Origin of the sequence: Bacillus sp. BK450 (genome assembly GCF_004364885.1) — a bacterium.
Taxonomy (GTDB): domain Bacteria; phylum Bacillota; class Bacilli; order Bacillales; family Bacillaceae; genus Bacillus; species Bacillus safensis.
The window spans coordinates 538,119-553,904 of sequence record NZ_SOBQ01000001.1; the positions used below are offsets into that span (position 1 = coordinate 538,119).

Consider the following 15,786-nt stretch of genomic DNA (forward strand, 5'->3'; position numbering starts at 1 on the left):
TGTTTCAATTGCTGAATGAAAAAGAGACAGCGATGGCTGCCTCTTTTTTAACTAACGTACCTGTTAAGTGCAATGAGTTAGTGTCCATCGATTCGTTCAGGAATCGAAACGGTTCGTTCATTGACCACATTCCCCGTGTTTAGAGTCGTTTTGGGTTCAATTAATAGCAAATGAACTTCTTCTTCAGCAATTGGCTGATGTTCAATTCCTTTAGGAATTACAATAAACTCCCCTTCATTAACAGCTATTTCATTATCCCTGAAACGGATGACCAGCTTCCCTTTACATACAAAAAACATTTCATCCTCGTCATCATGGTGATGCCAAATGAATTCACCTTTAACTTTTACCATCTTAATGTATGAATCGTTCAATTCTCCGCTAATTCTAGGATTCCAATAATCATTTATTTGCAAAAATTTCTCTTGGACATTCGTCTTTGAAATCAATAGATTCCCTCCTCATTCATTGGAAACGTCTGTTTATCTTTTTCTAGATAAAATTGCCTACCTCACCATCCTCCTCATGATCAGATACCAAGGGACACAATTAGCATCAACCTCTTATATCTTTAAGTTTACTTATTCCTTTGGATCACGTAAAATCAAAAAATAACGTATAGTTAATCACAATTTGTGATGCAAAAAGGAGAGTTATTTTGGATATTAAATCTTTGGAAGTGTTTAAAGCCGTTGCAATTGAACAAAGCATCACAAAAGCGGCACAGAAATTGAATTATGTGCAGTCCAATGTTACGGCACGAATCCAACGTCTTGAACAAGAATTAGGAGTTCCTCTTCTCTATCGATATCATAAGAAGATATCTTTAACACCTGCAGGACGAGAACTATTACCCTATGTAAACAAATTACTCTACGATTTCGAAGAAGCAATAGAGGCAGTAAAGCTTTCCTCGACTCCGCGGGGAACTTTACACATTGGATCTATAGAGTCAACCGCTTCTACAAGATTGCCAAAAATTTTTTCCGAATATCATAAGAATTTTCCACAAGTAGAATTGAGTATGTATATGGCACCTACAGTAGATCAAGTTAGTGCTATTCTCAACTACAAGGTAGACGGCGCATTGGTAGATGGGCCCATTCTTCATCCGGAAATTATGGAGTATCCTGTATTGGACGAATCCCTGGTCCTGATTACAAGCTACTCCTCGGAGCAATTCCAGGTAGAATCAATTTTACACGAACCATTGCTCTCGTCATTCGCTCATTGCATCTATTTAGGGCGTTGGCAGCAATGGCTTGAGAGCAGTGGTTATCCTCCTATGAAGGTAATGGAATATGGTACTTTAGAGGGCGTGCTTAAATGCGTTGAAAACGGTCTGGGAGTTACCGTATTACCAAAATCTATGGTTGAATCTCGGGTGCAAGGCGGCTTTACCTGTCATCCATTACCAGAGCCACATAGAATAGTGCCTACTGTGTTTATAAGGCGCCGCGATTCTTACATGACCAGTGCTCTCTCACACTTTATGGAGTTAATGGGTATAACTGATTTGTGATAAAAAAGAGGATAGGAGAGCTCATTTTTGTCAGCTCTTCTATCCTTTTAAAAATACCTTGACTTTTATTTAGAGGATGCCTCAGACCCTTCAACAACCCCTACAAAGTCAATCAGCACACCGCCTCTTTCTGGATCTTCTTTCACCCGCAGGGCAAGTGCCTTTTTCTTCCCGGTTTTTGCATCTTCGTAATTCGCATGGAACACATGAATGCTGGCTTCTTCCAATTGAAAATCCTCATAAGAAAGCGTGTCTATGCCCCATTCTTTTTTCAGTTTCAGAATGTCATCCGGGCTCGGTACCGCACCTTCGACGTAGACGTCTTCCATTTTTCTTTTATTTCCTTCGGTGATGGCTTCAAGCATATGCTCTGCAGCCACTAGCCTTCGGTCTTTCCCCTCGTCCTCCCTTTGACATGCACTCAGCAAAAACATACACATCAAAATGAATAAGAATTTCTTCATGTTTCTCTCCCACCTTCTCCTTAAAATGTAAAGGATGGAAGCGCTATATGCAATCTTTATACAAAAAAAGCCTGTAAAACGTCATGTTTTACAGGCTTAGATTGTGTACAAAGGATGGTCCTTTGTCTACCTTTCAGCGCGATCTGAAAACCTTTGAAGTCTAGGAAGGACGAGTACCGGAGCGAAGCGAATTGAACATTCGTGAGCACCGGCACGCAAGGACTGACACCGAATGCAAGGGTTTGTCAGCGCGCTGAGACTGCAAAACGTCATGTTTTACAGTCTTCTTGCTACATAAGTGTATGAAGGAACGCTGTCGCAATACCAAAATAGATAAGCAGTGATAAAATATCGTTCAATGTTGTAATCAGCGGCCCAGATGCAATCGCAGGATCGACGTTTAATCTGTGTAAAATAATAGGCACGATCGTACCTGCCATCGTTCCAATAATCAGTGTGGCAAGCAGTGAGGAACCGACAACAAATCCTAAAATCATATTGCCCTGCCACACCATTGCGACGACTGTAATAATGATGGAACAGACAATCCCAATGTAAATACTTGTTCGGAGCTCTCTAAAAATCAGGCGCATAATGGTTTTTTTCGTTAATTCTTCTTTTGAAAGTCCTCTAATGACGACCGCTAGCGACTGTGTCCCTGTATTCCCTGTCATCCCGGCAATCATTGGCATGAAGAAGGCTAAGGCGACGACTTGCTGAAGGGTATCTTCAAAGTAATTTAAAATACTGCCTGAAATCAGCCCAATGAACAAAAGCAAAATGAGCCACGGGAGACGTCGGTATGCCGCAACAAAAGCGGGCGTGTCGAATGTAATATCTTTACCAGAGGCAGCGAACTTCTCATAGTCTTCTCCTGCCTCTTGAATGACGACATCAATGATATCATCGACTGTGACGATTCCGACGAGGACATTGTTCTCTTCTACAACAGGAATGGCAAGAAAATCATACCGTTCAATCAGCTTTGCAATTTCTTCCTGATCTTGAAAAGCTCCAACGGCAATGACTCTTGTAAACATAAGATCCTGCACTTTTTCATCTGGTTCACCTAAAATGAGATCCCGGTACGACAGAACCCCCACAAGCTGCTTTTGATCATTAATGACATATAAATAGTTGATCGATTCTGCAATTTCAGCAAAGCTTTTCAGCTTTACAACCGCGTCCTGAACCGTATAGTGCTGAGGAATCCAAACGTACCGGTTGGTCATGATCCGGCCTGCTGTCTCAGCAGGATAATTCATGAGAAGCTGGACGGCCTTTGATTCCTCTGCCTCCATGTTTGATAAAAGCTGGTCTTTCAGCTCATCATCCATTTCATCAAACAAGTTGGCTAGGTCATCGTTATCCATTTTGTTTGTGACGAAGGTGGCTTTGTCTTTTCCTACTTTTTCAAGCACAATTTCTTGGTATTCGCGCTCAAGCTCACCCATCATTTCCGTCACATCATCGATTGTTAAAAAGCTGAGGAAACGGCCGCGGTGTTTTTCTGGAAGTTCTTTAAATAAATAGGCCATATCATATGGCTGAAGTTCTTCCATAATGTTTTTAAATTCTTTGCGTTTGCCATCTCTTAATAAAATAATGATTCTTAAAATGAGTTCATCGTACGTAATGTTCTGTATCATCGCTGTTACCTCCCCAAAGTCAGGAGATACCCGAATCCCTTAGAATGTGCGGGGGTCAGGATCTCCTCTGTCTGATGCGTCAATCTGATCTTTTGACATACTCTTTATGTGTCTCGAATCGGGATGATCCATCCCCACACCTCCTTTTCTCATAAAAAAGCACCTTCAACCGAATGAAGGCGCTTTGTAAGCATGACAAAATAAACACTTGCTCCTTCAATCGTAGAGCTTTAGCACTGTATGGCATAGGATCAAATCCAGCTGCATTAAAAATCACCTTATGTCGATGATTTCTGTTGACCCATTGGCGTCTTTGGACATTTTTGGGCAGCAGCGTATCTCCATACAGGAGCCTCACCTAACGAAGTCTCATATTGTTAACACACTGAGATTACAGAAAAAGCGGAATGATGTCAATAAGCAAGATGCCAAGTATCCTTATGTATTCGCTTACTTTTCAAAAAAAGAGCGATAGACAGCTCAGCCATCGCCCTTTTCATGTCTTTTTATTCCTCTTCCGGCTGATTCATATCCTCTTGGGAGAGGAGATGAAAGGAATCATGCAAAAACAAAGCATATCCTTCTCCATCAGGATGCGGAACGTATTCCGCGTGATCCATTGTTTGCTCTTCTTCTTTTTTCTTCATATTCTCTCGCCTCCTTTCCCGTAGTTTGTCCCAATGAAAAAACCTTACACATGAAAGTGTAAGGTTTGCAGATTGTTGACAAAGGGCTAAAATGATCTTTATTTTAGCCCTTTGTCTTCTATTCAGCGTGATAGAAAACCTTTGCAGTCTAGGAAGGGCGAGCACCGGAGCGGAGCGAATTCGACATTCGTGAGCACCGGAGCGCAGACCTGACACCGAATGCGAGGGTTTGTCTACACGATGAAAACCTTACACATGAAAATGTAAGGTTTGGTCATAGCTTAATCATCCCATTCTTGCTTCAGGATTTTGCCTGTTTTAGCGGAAATCTCAAAATCAACTTCCTCGCCGCTTGGTGTTGTGATTTCAATTTCGTAAATGTACACACCATTTTCTTTATCTAGATCAGAATCTGTGACTGTGCCTTTTACTTTTGCAAGAGCCATTTTTTCAGCCTGTTTTTTCGTGATCTTCACGTTCTGTTTCTTTTCTTTGACTGGGTCATTCAGCGCTTTTCCAGTTTTTGCATCGACATATACTTTATATTCAAAGCCGCCTTTTTTAATCTCGACCTCATACACCCATTTTCCTTTTTTACGCTCAAGATCCACATCGTCTACATAGCCTTTCACCACTTTTAAGGCTGCTTTTTCAGCTTGTTTCTTTGAAACAAAAGACGATTTCTTTTGCACGACTTGCTCGGCGTTTGCTGTTTGATTTGTATTTTGCGCTTGAAGTGTGAAACCACCTGCGACAAGAGTTCCCGTTAATGCTGTAGCTACTAGTACTTTTTTCATCATGTTCATTTCCTCCTCTTTTTGATTTCTTCTATATCTTAAGAAAACAAGATGATAAAGGAAGGAAAGAAACATGAGAATATCATGAGAAAAGGATTAGTTTTCGTACGTAATGCCCTCAATGTCTCCTGTATAGGCGTTCACAAGCACCTCTGCCTCTCTGCCGTCAGGCAAATCCAGCTCCACCTCAAATACGAGCATACCGCTGAATGTTTCAAGATCGGCATCATCCACTGTTCCGCCAACCTCTTTGACGGCAATTTGGATCGCTTCCTCGACGGTGATTTTTGTGAGCTTCTTTTCTTTAGAGGTTGGTTTTTTCTTTTCTGCTTCAAGCACCTTAAATGATTGTTTGTCGACTTCGACTTGATATAATTCTTTTTTTGATTGGATGGTAAAAATAAAACGATCTGATGTCTCTTTCTTTTGAATGACGGTTCCGCTCACCTTTTTAACAGCCGCCTCTTCTGCCTGGAGCTCAGCATTTTTTTCATTTGGCTTCTGATAGCTTTTTAACTGTCTAATTTCTTTCATTTGACCGCTTGCAGAAGATGCAATGATTTGGTAGATGCCATTTGCATTTTCCAGCGTCAATGTGTAGTCCTGTTTATGGTTGATTAGATCAATATGTGTAATGTTTCCATTGTAGTCTTTTGAGATCATTTTTTTCATTTCTGCTTCACTTAATATTTTATGATCAATGGTTTGGATCATGAGCATTGCAAAGGCAGCAAGAATCGCAAGACATCCTGCGAGCGCAAGCACCATTTTCGTTTTTCTAGACATGCAGCGCCTCCTTCCTATTTCCTATTTTATAAGGAGGAAATGAGAAATTGATGAGAAAAGACCTATTTATTTCTGAAAAAGAATGGTCATGGCTGTCCCTTCACCGATACGGCTGTCTACCTTCAGCTCGGCCCCATGTTCTTCTGCAATTTGCTTCGCAATTGAAAGACCAAGTCCGGTTCCGCCCGTCTCGCTGTTTCTCGCTTCATCCACACGGAAAAAGCGGTCAAAGATTTTCGGCAGATCCTCTTCTTTTATACCGATTCCTTGATCAATCACTGAAATAAATGGCTTGTCTCCTGCCCATCCGCAGGTCACATCAACTGGCTCTCTACTATATTTGACCGCATTATCAATTAAGATAGTCAAAAGCTGTTTGATTTTCTCTTCGTCTCCTTCTGCGATCAGCGGCTGATCTGACTGCACATGGGATTGAATCGTTCGATTGGTGGCCACTTCAAGTGTATGACATAGCTGCTTGCACAAATGACCAAGATCAACCGGCTTCATATCCAAGTATAACGGCTGACCGTTTTTCGCCAATGTCAGTAATTGATCTGTCAGTCTTTTCATTTTTTTCGCTTCATCATGAATCGCTTGGGAGGATTCTTCTACAACCTCTGGACGTGTTTGCCCCCAGCGTTTGAGTAAATTGCTGTAGCTCATAATGACGGTAATCGGTGTCTTCAATTCATGAGAGGCATCATGCAAAAATTGCTGTTCTTTTTCATAATGCTTCTCGAGAATCTCGGACATTTCATTAAAGGTTTGTCCCATTTGATATAGTTCATCCTTTGAATCGCCTGTTAATTCAATTCGTTTAAACGCCTTCTCTTTCATACTTGCCTTCATGGTACTCGTTATTCTGCTAATCGGCCGGACAATTTGCTTTGTTAACACGTGGCCTGCAAAATAGGAAAGCACAATAAACAAAACGCCGGTAGCGATTAAAATCATTTTTAATAAGGCTAAGTTCTCTTCCGTATTTTCGATTTCTTCATATAATTGAAGCGACATAATCTCACCATTTGTCCAAATGACCGGAATAGCAGCGAACGCAACCATATGCTTATTGTATTCTTTGATTTCAGCCGTCTGGCCAGATTCGTATGTAAAAGGCAGTGAGCTAAACGTTGATTCCTTTGTGACAGTCAGTTTTGACTCTCCCGATTCTGTCACGACACGGATCATGCCATTTTGAGGCAGGTACGCCTTCAGCAGCTCCGAGGACGGAAGACCTTCTTCCTCTGATTTTTTTAAAGCAATCGCAATATTTTCAGCCACCTCAGACAAGCGGGACATATCTTTTTGCGTCAAGGTCATCGAAAAAATAAAATAAATGGCTGTATGAAACAAGAGCACCATTAAAAACAAAGACAACGACGTATAAAGCTGAATCTTATTTTTTAATCTCATTCTTTATCCTTTCATCACATAACCCACACCTCTCACTGTGTGAATCAGCTGTTTTTCGAATGGGTAATCGATTTTTTTCCTTAAATAACGGATATAGACATCTACCACGTTTGTATCACCGAAATAATCAAAACCCCAAACCGCTGTTAAAAGCTGATCTCTTGTGAGCACTTGCTGCTGATGGTTCAGTAAGTGAACAAGCAGGTCATATTCTCTCGGTGTGAGTTCAAGCATTTGCCCAGCCCTTTGTATTTCTCTTGTTTTCTCGTTGACCGTTAAGTCTGCTATGCTCAGCTCTGTCTCCTTTTCTTCTTGTGCATGTATATTCAACCTTAGCTGCGCGCGAATTCGTGCTAATAATTCTTCTATATCAAAAGGTTTTGTTATATAATCATTCGCCCCAAGATCGAGCCCGCTTACTTTATCAGGAATACTTCCCCTTGCTGTAATCAAAATAATAGGTGTCGCTGTATTTGTCTTCCGAACCCTTCTCAGCACTTCAAGCCCGCTTAACTCTGGAAGCATGACGTCAAGCAGCACCAAATCGAAGCTATCTTCTTCAAGAGCCTGAAGCCCGTCTATTCCTGTCTCTTTGACTGTCACCTCATATCCTTCATATTCAAGCTCAAGTGACAGCACCCTTGCGATTTTCTTTTCATCTTCGACTACGAGTATCTTCCCTTTGTTCATCTCTATCTCTCCTATCTAAAAGGCAAGCTTGTCTTTCCATTATTATATGTTGCCTTTCTTATTTGGAACAGTCACAATCTTCACATCTATTTTTTTATGGAGGGAATTATTTTTGAGAAAAAACATTTAACTTGAGCCTTCTTCTCAAGTTGTTACTTCATCTCATTATTTTTTAGTCTGCCTCTTTTAGTTCTATTCACCCATTTTCATCTGTACATGTGCAACCTCACTATGCAGCTTTTCCTTCTTTTTCATATGATATCAAGAGTTTTCTTCAAAAGGTGAGCTCTTTCGTCAATATGTGAGGAGAACTGCACTTTTGATAATAGATTGATTATTTGAAAAATTATTACAATTGACCCTTTCCGATCAAAAGTTTCTTTTATACAATAACATTATGCAGCCTGAATCTACTTTGAAAACAAAATAAGGAGGGCTTTCTTATGAAAGGTGAAATTCGCTTAATTCCGTATGAAGTAAAAGCCAATGTGATGGAAGCGAAAGAGACGCCGGAAAGTATTCAGGAGATTAAAGCACCCGAACTTTGGTCAAGTGGCTTCAAAGGAAAAGGCATAACCATTGCTGTCCTTGATACAGGCTGTGACACAGAGCATCCCGACTTAAAAGATCAGATTATCGGTGGGAAGAACTTTACCGATGATGACGATGGAGATGCTGAAAATGTAAAAGACTACAATGGGCATGGTACCCATGTAGCAGGAACGATTGCCGCAACAGATCAAAATGGCGGAATTTTAGGGGTTGCCCCTGAAGCCAAGCTTCTCATCGTGAAAGTTCTTGGCGGTGAAAATGGCAGCGGAAAATATGAATGGATCATTGATGGCATCAACTATGCCGCAGAGCAGAAGGTGGATATTATCTCCATGTCTCTCGGTGGTCCAAGCAATGAGCCTGCCCTGCAGGAAGCCATTCAAAATGCGGTTAAAAGCGGTGTGCTTGTTGTGTGCGCAGCAGGAAATGAAGGGGACGGGGACGAGCGTACGGAAGAGTTCTCCTACCCAGCAGCATACAATGAAGTCATTGCCGTCGGTTCTGTTTCCCTTGCTAGAGAATCCTCTGAATTTTCTAACGCCAATAAAGAAATCGACCTCGTCGCTCCAGGAGAAGACATTTTATCCACTCTCCCTAACCATAAATATGGCAGGCTCACAGGGACTTCAATGGCTGCCCCTCACGTAAGCGGTGCACTAGCCATTATTAAAAATGCCGAAGAAGAAGCGTTCCAGCGCAAGCTGACAGAGCCTGAGGTTTATGCTCAGCTTGTCAGAAGAACCCTTCCATTAAAACAGTCGAAAGCCCTTGTAGGGAATGGATTTTTATATTTAACTGCGCCTGATGTCCTTTTAGAAAAAACATTGGAAGCAGATCTTTTATCTCTATAGCTTAAATAGAGGTCCTGAGAAAAGATAGAATTTTCTCAGGATTTTTTTAATTAAAATTATTCAAAATTTACTTTGACGAAATGAAGTGAACGTTATATAATCGAACACAATAAATTCATAGTTTGAGAGTCGGTAATTCGATTACACGTCGAATTTTAATTGGGAAGACCGGTGAAAATCCGGCGCGGTCCCGCCACTGTGAGTGAGGAGAGCTTTTCTCAGGAATCCACTGTCATGAGGATGGGAAGGATGAAAAGCTTGCAGATTCACCAGCCAGGATACCAGCCGCTCTATCACATCAAACCCCCTACGGTTGATAGGAGATGTCGGAAAAGCGTCAGTGATACTCACGCCTTATTTCGCACACACATTTTGTCTTTTAAACCAGACATTTACCTCATCAATCATGATCATGAGCGTAAATGTCTTTTTATATTTAGAGGAGGAATTGGAATTGACAATTGTTAAAACAAGTAATCTAGGCTTTCCGCGAATTGGTTTAAACAGAGAATGGAAAAAAGCACTTGAGTCTTACTGGAAAGGTCAAACAGACCGCGAAACCCTCTTAAGCACACTGGATGAACAATTTTTAACTGCCATTAAAACACAAATCGATCAACAAATTGATGTTGTTCCTTCTGGAGACTTTACCTTCTATGATCACGTGCTGGATACCGCTGTTATGTTCAATTGGATTCCAGAGCGCTTCCGCAGCTTAAAAGACCCGCTAGATACATACTTCGCGATGGCAAGAGGAACAAAAGATGCTGTCTCAAGTGAAATGACAAAATGGTTTAATACAAACTATCACTACATCGTTCCAGAATACGAAAAAAGCACAGAATTTAAACTCACACACAACAAACCGCTTGAAGCTTACGAAAAGGTGAAAAAGGCGTTTGGTGTTGAAACAAAACCGGTTGTACTTGGTCTATATACATTTGTCTCACTTTCTAAAGGTTATGAAGCAAATGAAGTAAAAGAAATCCAGCAGCGTCTAGTGCCGCTTTATACTCAGCTTTTAAAAGAACTTAAAGAAGCAGGCGTCAAATGGGTTCAAATTGATGAACCTGCACTTGTCACAGCTTCCAGTGAAGACGTAAAAGCCGTAAAAGAAATCTATCAAACGATCAAAGAAGCCGTACCTGGGTTGAACATTCTTCTTCAAACATACTTTGATTCAGTAGATGCGTATGAAGAGCTTGTCACATATCCTGTTGAAGCAATCGGTCTTGATTTTGTCCATGATCAAGGGCGCAACCTTGATCAAGTGAAAAAGCACGGCTTCCCGAAAGATAAAATTTTAGCAGCAGGCGTCATTGATGGAAGAAATATTTGGAGATCAGACCTTGGCGAAAGATTATCCTTTATTTCTGAAGTCATTGCTGACGTTCAGCCGAAAGAAGTATGGCTGCAGCCATCAAGCAGCTTGCTGCATGTGCCAGTTGCCAAACACCCAAGCGAACAGCTTGAAGAAAAACTATTAAACGGACTGTCTTATGCTACTGAAAAGCTGGCTGAATTAACACTGCTAAAAGAAGGTTTAACAAAAGGAGCAGCTGCCATTGATTCTGATATTAACGAAGCAGCACAAGCACTTCTTACCTTAAAAGAGTTCGCAAAAGGAACAAATGCGGATCTAACAGCGGAACGCAACAATCTTTCATCGAAAGATTTTAAACGTCCAGCTGCCTTTGAAGAACGCCTTCGTATCCAAAACGAATCTCTTGAGCTCCCGCTTCTTCCAACAACAACAATTGGCAGTTTCCCGCAGTCTGCCGAAGTGCGCAGTGCTCGTCAAAAGTGGCGCAAAAATGAGTGGACAGATGCAGAGTATGATGAGTTTATTAAAAAAGAAACAAAACGATGGATTGATATTCAAGAAGAAATTGGTCTGGATGTGCTCGTACATGGGGAATTTGAACGTACAGACATGGTTGAATACTTCGGTGAGAAGCTAGCCGGATTTGCCTTTACAAAATTTGCTTGGGTTCAATCCTATGGATCACGCTGCGTGAAGCCGCCAATCATTTATGGAGATGTAGAGTTTACAGAGCCAATGACAGTGAAAGAGACGGTTTACGCACAAAGTTTGACAGAGAAAAAAGTCAAGGGCATGCTGACAGGACCTGTTACCATCTTAAACTGGTCTTTCCCAAGAACGGATATCTCTCGCAAAGACATTGCTTTCCAAATCGCTTTCGCTTTGCGTAAAGAGGTAGAAGCTTTAGAAGCAGCTGGTATTCAAGTGATCCAAGTGGATGAGCCTGCGCTAAGAGAAGGACTTCCGCTCAAAGAAAGTGATTGGGCAGAATATTTAAACTGGGCAGCAGAGTCATTCCGTTTATCCACATCATCCGTTCAAAATGAAACACAAATTCATACACATATGTGCTACAGTAACTTCGAGGATATTGTCGATACAATCGAAGACTTGGATGCTGACGTGATTACAATTGAACATTCACGCAGTCATGGCGGATTCCTCGATTACTTAGAAAAACACCCGTATTTGAAAGGACTTGGACTAGGCGTTTATGACATCCATAGCCCGCGTGTTCCATCTGTTGAAGAAATGAGCGAAATTATTGATGATGCGCTGAACGTTTGTCCAACAGATCGCTTCTGGGTGAATCCGGATTGTGGTCTAAAAACTAGACAAGAGCCTGAAACCATTGCTGCTTTGAAAAACATGGTCACAGCTGCTGAAGTCGCTCGTAAAAAGCTGGCGCAGCACGCTTAATTGAATGTCTCTCCCCTGCTGAACTCGGCAGGGGTTTTTTATGCGCAAATTGGCCTGTTCGATCTCCTGCTATGATGATTTCTTTTCTAGCATGATTCGTTTATACTAGAGAAGTCAGTCGAACAAAGGGAGGAAGACAATGAATCACGAAGATTTTTTACAACGCGCAATTGATCTTGCAGTAGAAGGAGTCAATAGTGGTACTGGCGGTCCTTTTGGAGCAGTCATTGTCAAGGATGGTCAGATTATTGCAGAGGGCAGCAACAACGTGACAACGAGTAACGATCCAACCGCACATGCAGAAGTCACAGCCATTCGCAAAGCGTGCCAAACTCTACATACATACCAATTAGAAGATTGCATTCTATACACAAGCTGCGAGCCTTGTCCGATGTGCCTTGGCGCTATTTACTGGGCTAGACCAAAAGCTGTGTATTTTGCTGCTGGACATCAGGATGCAGCGGATTCTGGTTTTGATGACTCATTTATTTATGAAGAAATCAACAAAGAATACGAATCAAGAAATATACCATTTTACAAACTGACAACTCAAAAAACCCTTGCGCCATTTGAAGCATGGGAAACATACGATAAAAAGAAAGAATATTAAAAAAGACACCTGCTCGTAAGCAGGTGTTGCGGATTGTTGACAAAGGGCTAAAATGATCTTTATTTTAGCCCTTTGTCTTCTACTATTACTCCGCCACTTCAAGCTCTACTTCAATGTTCCCTCTTGTTGCTTTTGAATATGGACAGAATTCATGGGCAGCATGGACAAGCTCTTTCACTTTGTCATGATCATGACCTTTCGCAGACACAATCAGCTTTACGCCAAGCTTAAAGCCGCCGTCGCTTTCATCTTTTAAAAGACTGACATGTCCTTCTACTTCCGATTCTATTTCTATCCCTTGCTTCTTCGCTACGTGCTCAAGTGCTCCTCCGAAACAAGCTGCATAGCCTGCTGCAAATAATTGCTCTGGGTTTGTACCAGTCTCTCCATCTTTCTTTGCGTTAGGCATGACAATGTTATGGTCGAGCACACCATCCTCTGAACGAACATGTCCAGCTCTTCCATGCTGCGCCTTTACTTTTGCTGTGAATAATGGTTTCATCTTCATCTCCTCCTTCATCTATTCATCCTTTTCACGTTCTATTCATTTCTCAAACATTTATCGCACATTGAAGAATTTTTCATTTTTCGTCTGTATTTATTTTAAAAAGGAAGAAAATCTTATACAATGATAAGTATGACAAAAAATAGTTGGTGACTGACATGACAAATGAATTTGAACATATGAAGCTGGAAAATCAGCTTTGTTTCTTGTTATATGCAAGTTCACGAGAGATGACGAAGCAGTATAAACCGTTGTTAGAAGAATTAAATATTACGTACCCGCAATATTTGGCACTGCTTTTATTGTGGGAGCATGGAACATTAAATGTGAAAACGATGGGAGAGCTTCTCTATTTAGACTCCGGTACACTCACGCCCATGCTGAAACGAATGGAGCAAAATGGACTCATTATCCGAGAACGTTCAAAAGAGGATGAGCGGTCTGTACAAATTCGTTTAACGGAATATGGAGAGCAGCTAAAAGAAAAGGCCACTGCGATTCCGTCTCACATGCTGACTGGGACAGGCAGATCGGAAGAAGAGCTAAAAACACTGCGTGCCTCTTTACATGAGCTTTTGCAAAATTTAACACAATCAAAAGGCTGAGGGAATGTTCCCTCAGCCTTTTATAATGTCTATTATTGTGCGACAGCTACTAGTTCTACTTCGATGTTTCCTTGAGTTGCTTTTGAATATGGGCAAACGCCGTGTGCTTTATGAACAAGTTCTTCTAATGCTGACTGCTCAATGCCAGTTCCTTTTACCTCTAATTGAACGCCTAGTTTGAAGCCGCCATCTGAACTGTCTTTTAATAAGCTGACATGTGCTGTAACTTCACTTTCAAAGCGAATACGCTCTTGTCTTGCTACCATTTGAAGGGCTGAATCAAAACATGCAGAGTAGCCTGCTGCGAATAATTGCTCTGGATTTGTTGCTTTTTCAAGTTTTTTTGCTCTTGGTGTTCCAGGCATTGCTACATCATGTTCAAGTACACCATCTGTTGAAACAACCTTACCTTCTCTTCCTCCGACAGCTGATACCGTTGCTGTAAATAAAACGTCTGACATGAATATAACCCTCTTTCTCTTCAATAATGTTTTCTACAATTGAATTGTACACAATTTAAATTACAGAGTCAATCAATAAATACTCTTTTTTAAGTTTTCCTGCCTGAACCCTTTTTATGAGTATGTCCGGAAATTGTTAGGCAGTAAAAAAAAGCCCTTTAAAAAGGGCTTTTAGATCGTGTCATGCTGCGGATTCGGTTGTTCTAGCGTATGGTTTCTGTTATCTGGGTCGGCATTTGCTGCTGCCAGCCACAATGCCATAATGGTGATGCTTGTACAGACGACTGCCCATTTTTTAAAATTCATATAAACAATCCCCTCTCTGAATATAGATTCGAGCATGTTCCGCTTCCCCATAGAACATGGAAGATTTTTCATAATCCCCCATTTCATTATAATACTTTGCGGTATCTAATGCCAGCTCCTCTATATCTGGATATGCATAGGCAGACTCTAAAAAATGGAAAATTCGTTTAATATGCTCAGCATCTTGTCTTAAATACAATGCTTCTAGAAATATGGTTTTCTGAATATGAATGTCATCTTGAAGAGCTTCTGCTCTCTTCATACATTCTTCTCTGTAGTGTAATGCTTCTTCGTGTTTTCCTTGTTTGTATAATATCTGAGCGGCTGTATAAAGAGGGTCTATAGATCGACGAAGATGATCGGATTGATTTTGATCAAATAACGAGATGGATTCTTTCATTAATTCGAGTGCGCGGCCCAAGTCTCCCATTCGGTAATAACTGTTGCCCATATTAAACAAAGAGGAGGCAATAAAACGCACATTCTGAAACTCTCTTGATCTCGCAAGTGCTCTTTCGAGATGTGGTAATGCTTTTTCATGCCTTCTCATATCATCGTAGTTACCGGCCACAATAAATTCACACTGAATCGTGCGAAGCGCATACAGTTCATGCTGAACATAAACATCCAGCGCTAGTTTAGCATGGTGCATCGAGATATGAGTTTGTTTCATGTGATAATATATTTCTGACATTTTAAAATGAAATTCCGCACGTTCAATATCATCTGATACAAAAGAAAGCTTATGCTCTGCCTTTTGATAAGACGATATGGCAGCAATATACTCCCTCCGCCCGAATTCATACATGCCTCTAAAAAAATGATAGTAGTATTCAAGCATGCCTGTGACATGCGTTTGATGCTCATCTATTTCTTTCGAAAGCTCGGAAAAGTTGGCGCGAAGCTTTCCTTCCTTTAATGGCTTTAAATAATCGAGCATGACCTCATGCCTAAATTCCATTAAAGAAAAATAGAGAAGCAAATTCTGATCTTCTTCCATTGAATCAAGAGAGGTGCGAATTTCCTGCTTTAACTGTTCTGCTTGTTCGGAATCAAATCTGCGGATTAATTCATACCACTTGTTGATTTTCACTCCAATATCCGAAGAGGGAATGATTTTCGCCATACGTTGCCTTCTCCAATCTTCTCAAAATATAAAACATTACCATATTTTATCATACT

The 15,786-nt window shown here is 40.9% G+C and carries 17 protein-coding genes and 2 riboswitches; of the genes, 5 read left to right on the forward strand and 12 right to left on the reverse strand.

Going from position 1 to position 15,786, the window contains the following annotated elements:
* Window positions 1-77 precede the first annotated feature (77 nt).
* Window positions 78-449: a cupin domain-containing protein gene (locus EV579_RS02725; RefSeq protein WP_103132209.1), complete on the reverse strand. Its 372-nt coding sequence runs from the start codon at window positions 447-449 to the stop codon at window positions 78-80.
* A 209-nt stretch (window positions 450-658) separates the two neighbouring features.
* Between EV579_RS02725 and EV579_RS02730 the strand changes: the two genes are divergently transcribed.
* A complete protein-coding gene (locus EV579_RS02730; protein ID WP_103132210.1) occupies window positions 659-1,522 on the forward strand; it encodes a LysR family transcriptional regulator in 864 nt (287 codons plus the stop codon).
* Between the two features lie 65 nt (window positions 1,523-1,587).
* Here the strand turns inward: EV579_RS02730 and EV579_RS02735 are convergent, their stop codons facing one another.
* The 7 genes from EV579_RS02735 to EV579_RS02765 all read right to left on the reverse strand — a co-directional run bounded on the left by EV579_RS02735 (window position 1,588) and on the right by EV579_RS02765 (window position 7,971).
* The gene (locus tag EV579_RS02735; RefSeq protein ID WP_133743895.1) at window positions 1,588-1,986 is read right to left on the reverse strand and encodes a hypothetical protein; all 399 of its coding nucleotides are present in this window, start codon (window positions 1,984-1,986) and stop codon (window positions 1,588-1,590) included.
* A gap of 290 nt (window positions 1,987-2,276) precedes the next feature.
* Entirely contained in the window at window positions 2,277-3,635 is a 1,359-nt protein-coding gene (mgtE, locus tag EV579_RS02740; protein WP_024424654.1) for a magnesium transporter, read from the reverse strand.
* 208 nt (window positions 3,636-3,843) lie between these two features.
* Window positions 3,844-4,008, reverse strand: a riboswitch (M-box (ykoK) riboswitch).
* A gap of 133 nt (window positions 4,009-4,141) precedes the next feature.
* Window positions 4,142-4,282, reverse strand: coding sequence for a hypothetical protein (locus EV579_RS18925; RefSeq protein WP_003212346.1), 141 nt, complete (start codon window positions 4,280-4,282; stop codon window positions 4,142-4,144).
* A 281-nt stretch (window positions 4,283-4,563) separates the two neighbouring features.
* Window positions 4,564-5,082 (reverse strand): PepSY domain-containing protein, encoded by a 519-nt coding sequence (locus EV579_RS02750; RefSeq protein WP_122631240.1) that lies wholly within the window; start codon window positions 5,080-5,082, stop codon window positions 4,564-4,566.
* Between the two features lie 93 nt (window positions 5,083-5,175).
* Window positions 5,176-5,865 carry a PepSY domain-containing protein gene (locus EV579_RS02755; protein WP_073204932.1) on the reverse strand — a complete coding sequence of 230 codons (690 nt, stop codon included), beginning with the start codon at window positions 5,863-5,865 and terminating at the stop codon, window positions 5,176-5,178.
* A gap of 66 nt (window positions 5,866-5,931) precedes the next feature.
* Window positions 5,932-7,281 carry an ATP-binding protein gene (locus EV579_RS02760; RefSeq protein ID WP_073204928.1) on the reverse strand — a complete coding sequence of 450 codons (1,350 nt, stop codon included), beginning with the start codon at window positions 7,279-7,281 and terminating at the stop codon, window positions 5,932-5,934.
* 3 nt (window positions 7,282-7,284) lie between these two features.
* Entirely contained in the window at window positions 7,285-7,971 is a 687-nt protein-coding gene (locus EV579_RS02765; protein ID WP_073204925.1) for a response regulator transcription factor, read from the reverse strand.
* A gap of 443 nt (window positions 7,972-8,414) precedes the next feature.
* Here EV579_RS02765 and EV579_RS02770 point away from each other — a divergent pair, with 443 nt between their 5' ends.
* From EV579_RS02770 to guaD, 3 genes are all read left to right on the forward strand, one after another.
* Entirely contained in the window at window positions 8,415-9,374 is a 960-nt protein-coding gene (locus EV579_RS02770; RefSeq protein ID WP_024424648.1) for a S8 family peptidase, read from the forward strand.
* A gap of 112 nt (window positions 9,375-9,486) precedes the next feature.
* A riboswitch (cobalamin riboswitch) is annotated at window positions 9,487-9,678 on the forward strand.
* A gap of 150 nt (window positions 9,679-9,828) precedes the next feature.
* Window positions 9,829-12,117 (forward strand): 5-methyltetrahydropteroyltriglutamate--homocysteine S-methyltransferase, encoded by a 2,289-nt coding sequence (gene metE / locus EV579_RS02775; protein WP_073204922.1) that lies wholly within the window; start codon window positions 9,829-9,831, stop codon window positions 12,115-12,117.
* Between the two features lie 139 nt (window positions 12,118-12,256).
* The gene (gene guaD, locus EV579_RS02780) at window positions 12,257-12,727 is read left to right on the forward strand and encodes a guanine deaminase (RefSeq protein WP_073204920.1); all 471 of its coding nucleotides are present in this window, start codon (window positions 12,257-12,259) and stop codon (window positions 12,725-12,727) included.
* 85 nt (window positions 12,728-12,812) lie between these two features.
* Here guaD and ohrB read toward each other — a convergent pair whose 3' ends face one another.
* Window positions 12,813-13,229 carry an organic hydroperoxide resistance protein OhrB gene (ohrB, locus tag EV579_RS02785; RefSeq protein WP_024424645.1) on the reverse strand — a complete coding sequence of 139 codons (417 nt, stop codon included), beginning with the start codon at window positions 13,227-13,229 and terminating at the stop codon, window positions 12,813-12,815.
* Between the two features lie 161 nt (window positions 13,230-13,390).
* On the opposite strand from ohrB, the gene EV579_RS02790 reads away from it, so the two are divergent.
* The gene (locus tag EV579_RS02790; RefSeq protein WP_024424644.1) at window positions 13,391-13,837 is read left to right on the forward strand and encodes a MarR family winged helix-turn-helix transcriptional regulator; all 447 of its coding nucleotides are present in this window, start codon (window positions 13,391-13,393) and stop codon (window positions 13,835-13,837) included.
* A 32-nt stretch (window positions 13,838-13,869) separates the two neighbouring features.
* Here the strand turns inward: EV579_RS02790 and EV579_RS02795 are convergent, their stop codons facing one another.
* From EV579_RS02795 to EV579_RS02805, 3 genes are all read right to left on the reverse strand, one after another.
* Complete coding sequence (locus tag EV579_RS02795) at window positions 13,870-14,298, reverse strand: organic hydroperoxide resistance protein (RefSeq protein ID WP_024424643.1); 429 nt, start codon at window positions 14,296-14,298, stop codon at window positions 13,870-13,872.
* Window positions 14,299-14,469: 171 nt separating this feature from the next.
* Window positions 14,470-14,604: a hypothetical protein gene (locus EV579_RS02800; RefSeq protein WP_024424642.1), complete on the reverse strand. Its 135-nt coding sequence runs from the start codon at window positions 14,602-14,604 to the stop codon at window positions 14,470-14,472.
* The gene (locus EV579_RS02805) at window positions 14,594-15,730 is read right to left on the reverse strand and encodes a Rap family tetratricopeptide repeat protein (protein ID WP_024426809.1); all 1,137 of its coding nucleotides are present in this window, start codon (window positions 15,728-15,730) and stop codon (window positions 14,594-14,596) included. Before EV579_RS02805 ends, EV579_RS02800 begins: the two co-directional genes overlap by 11 nt.
* Window positions 15,731-15,786: the final 56 nt, after the last annotated feature.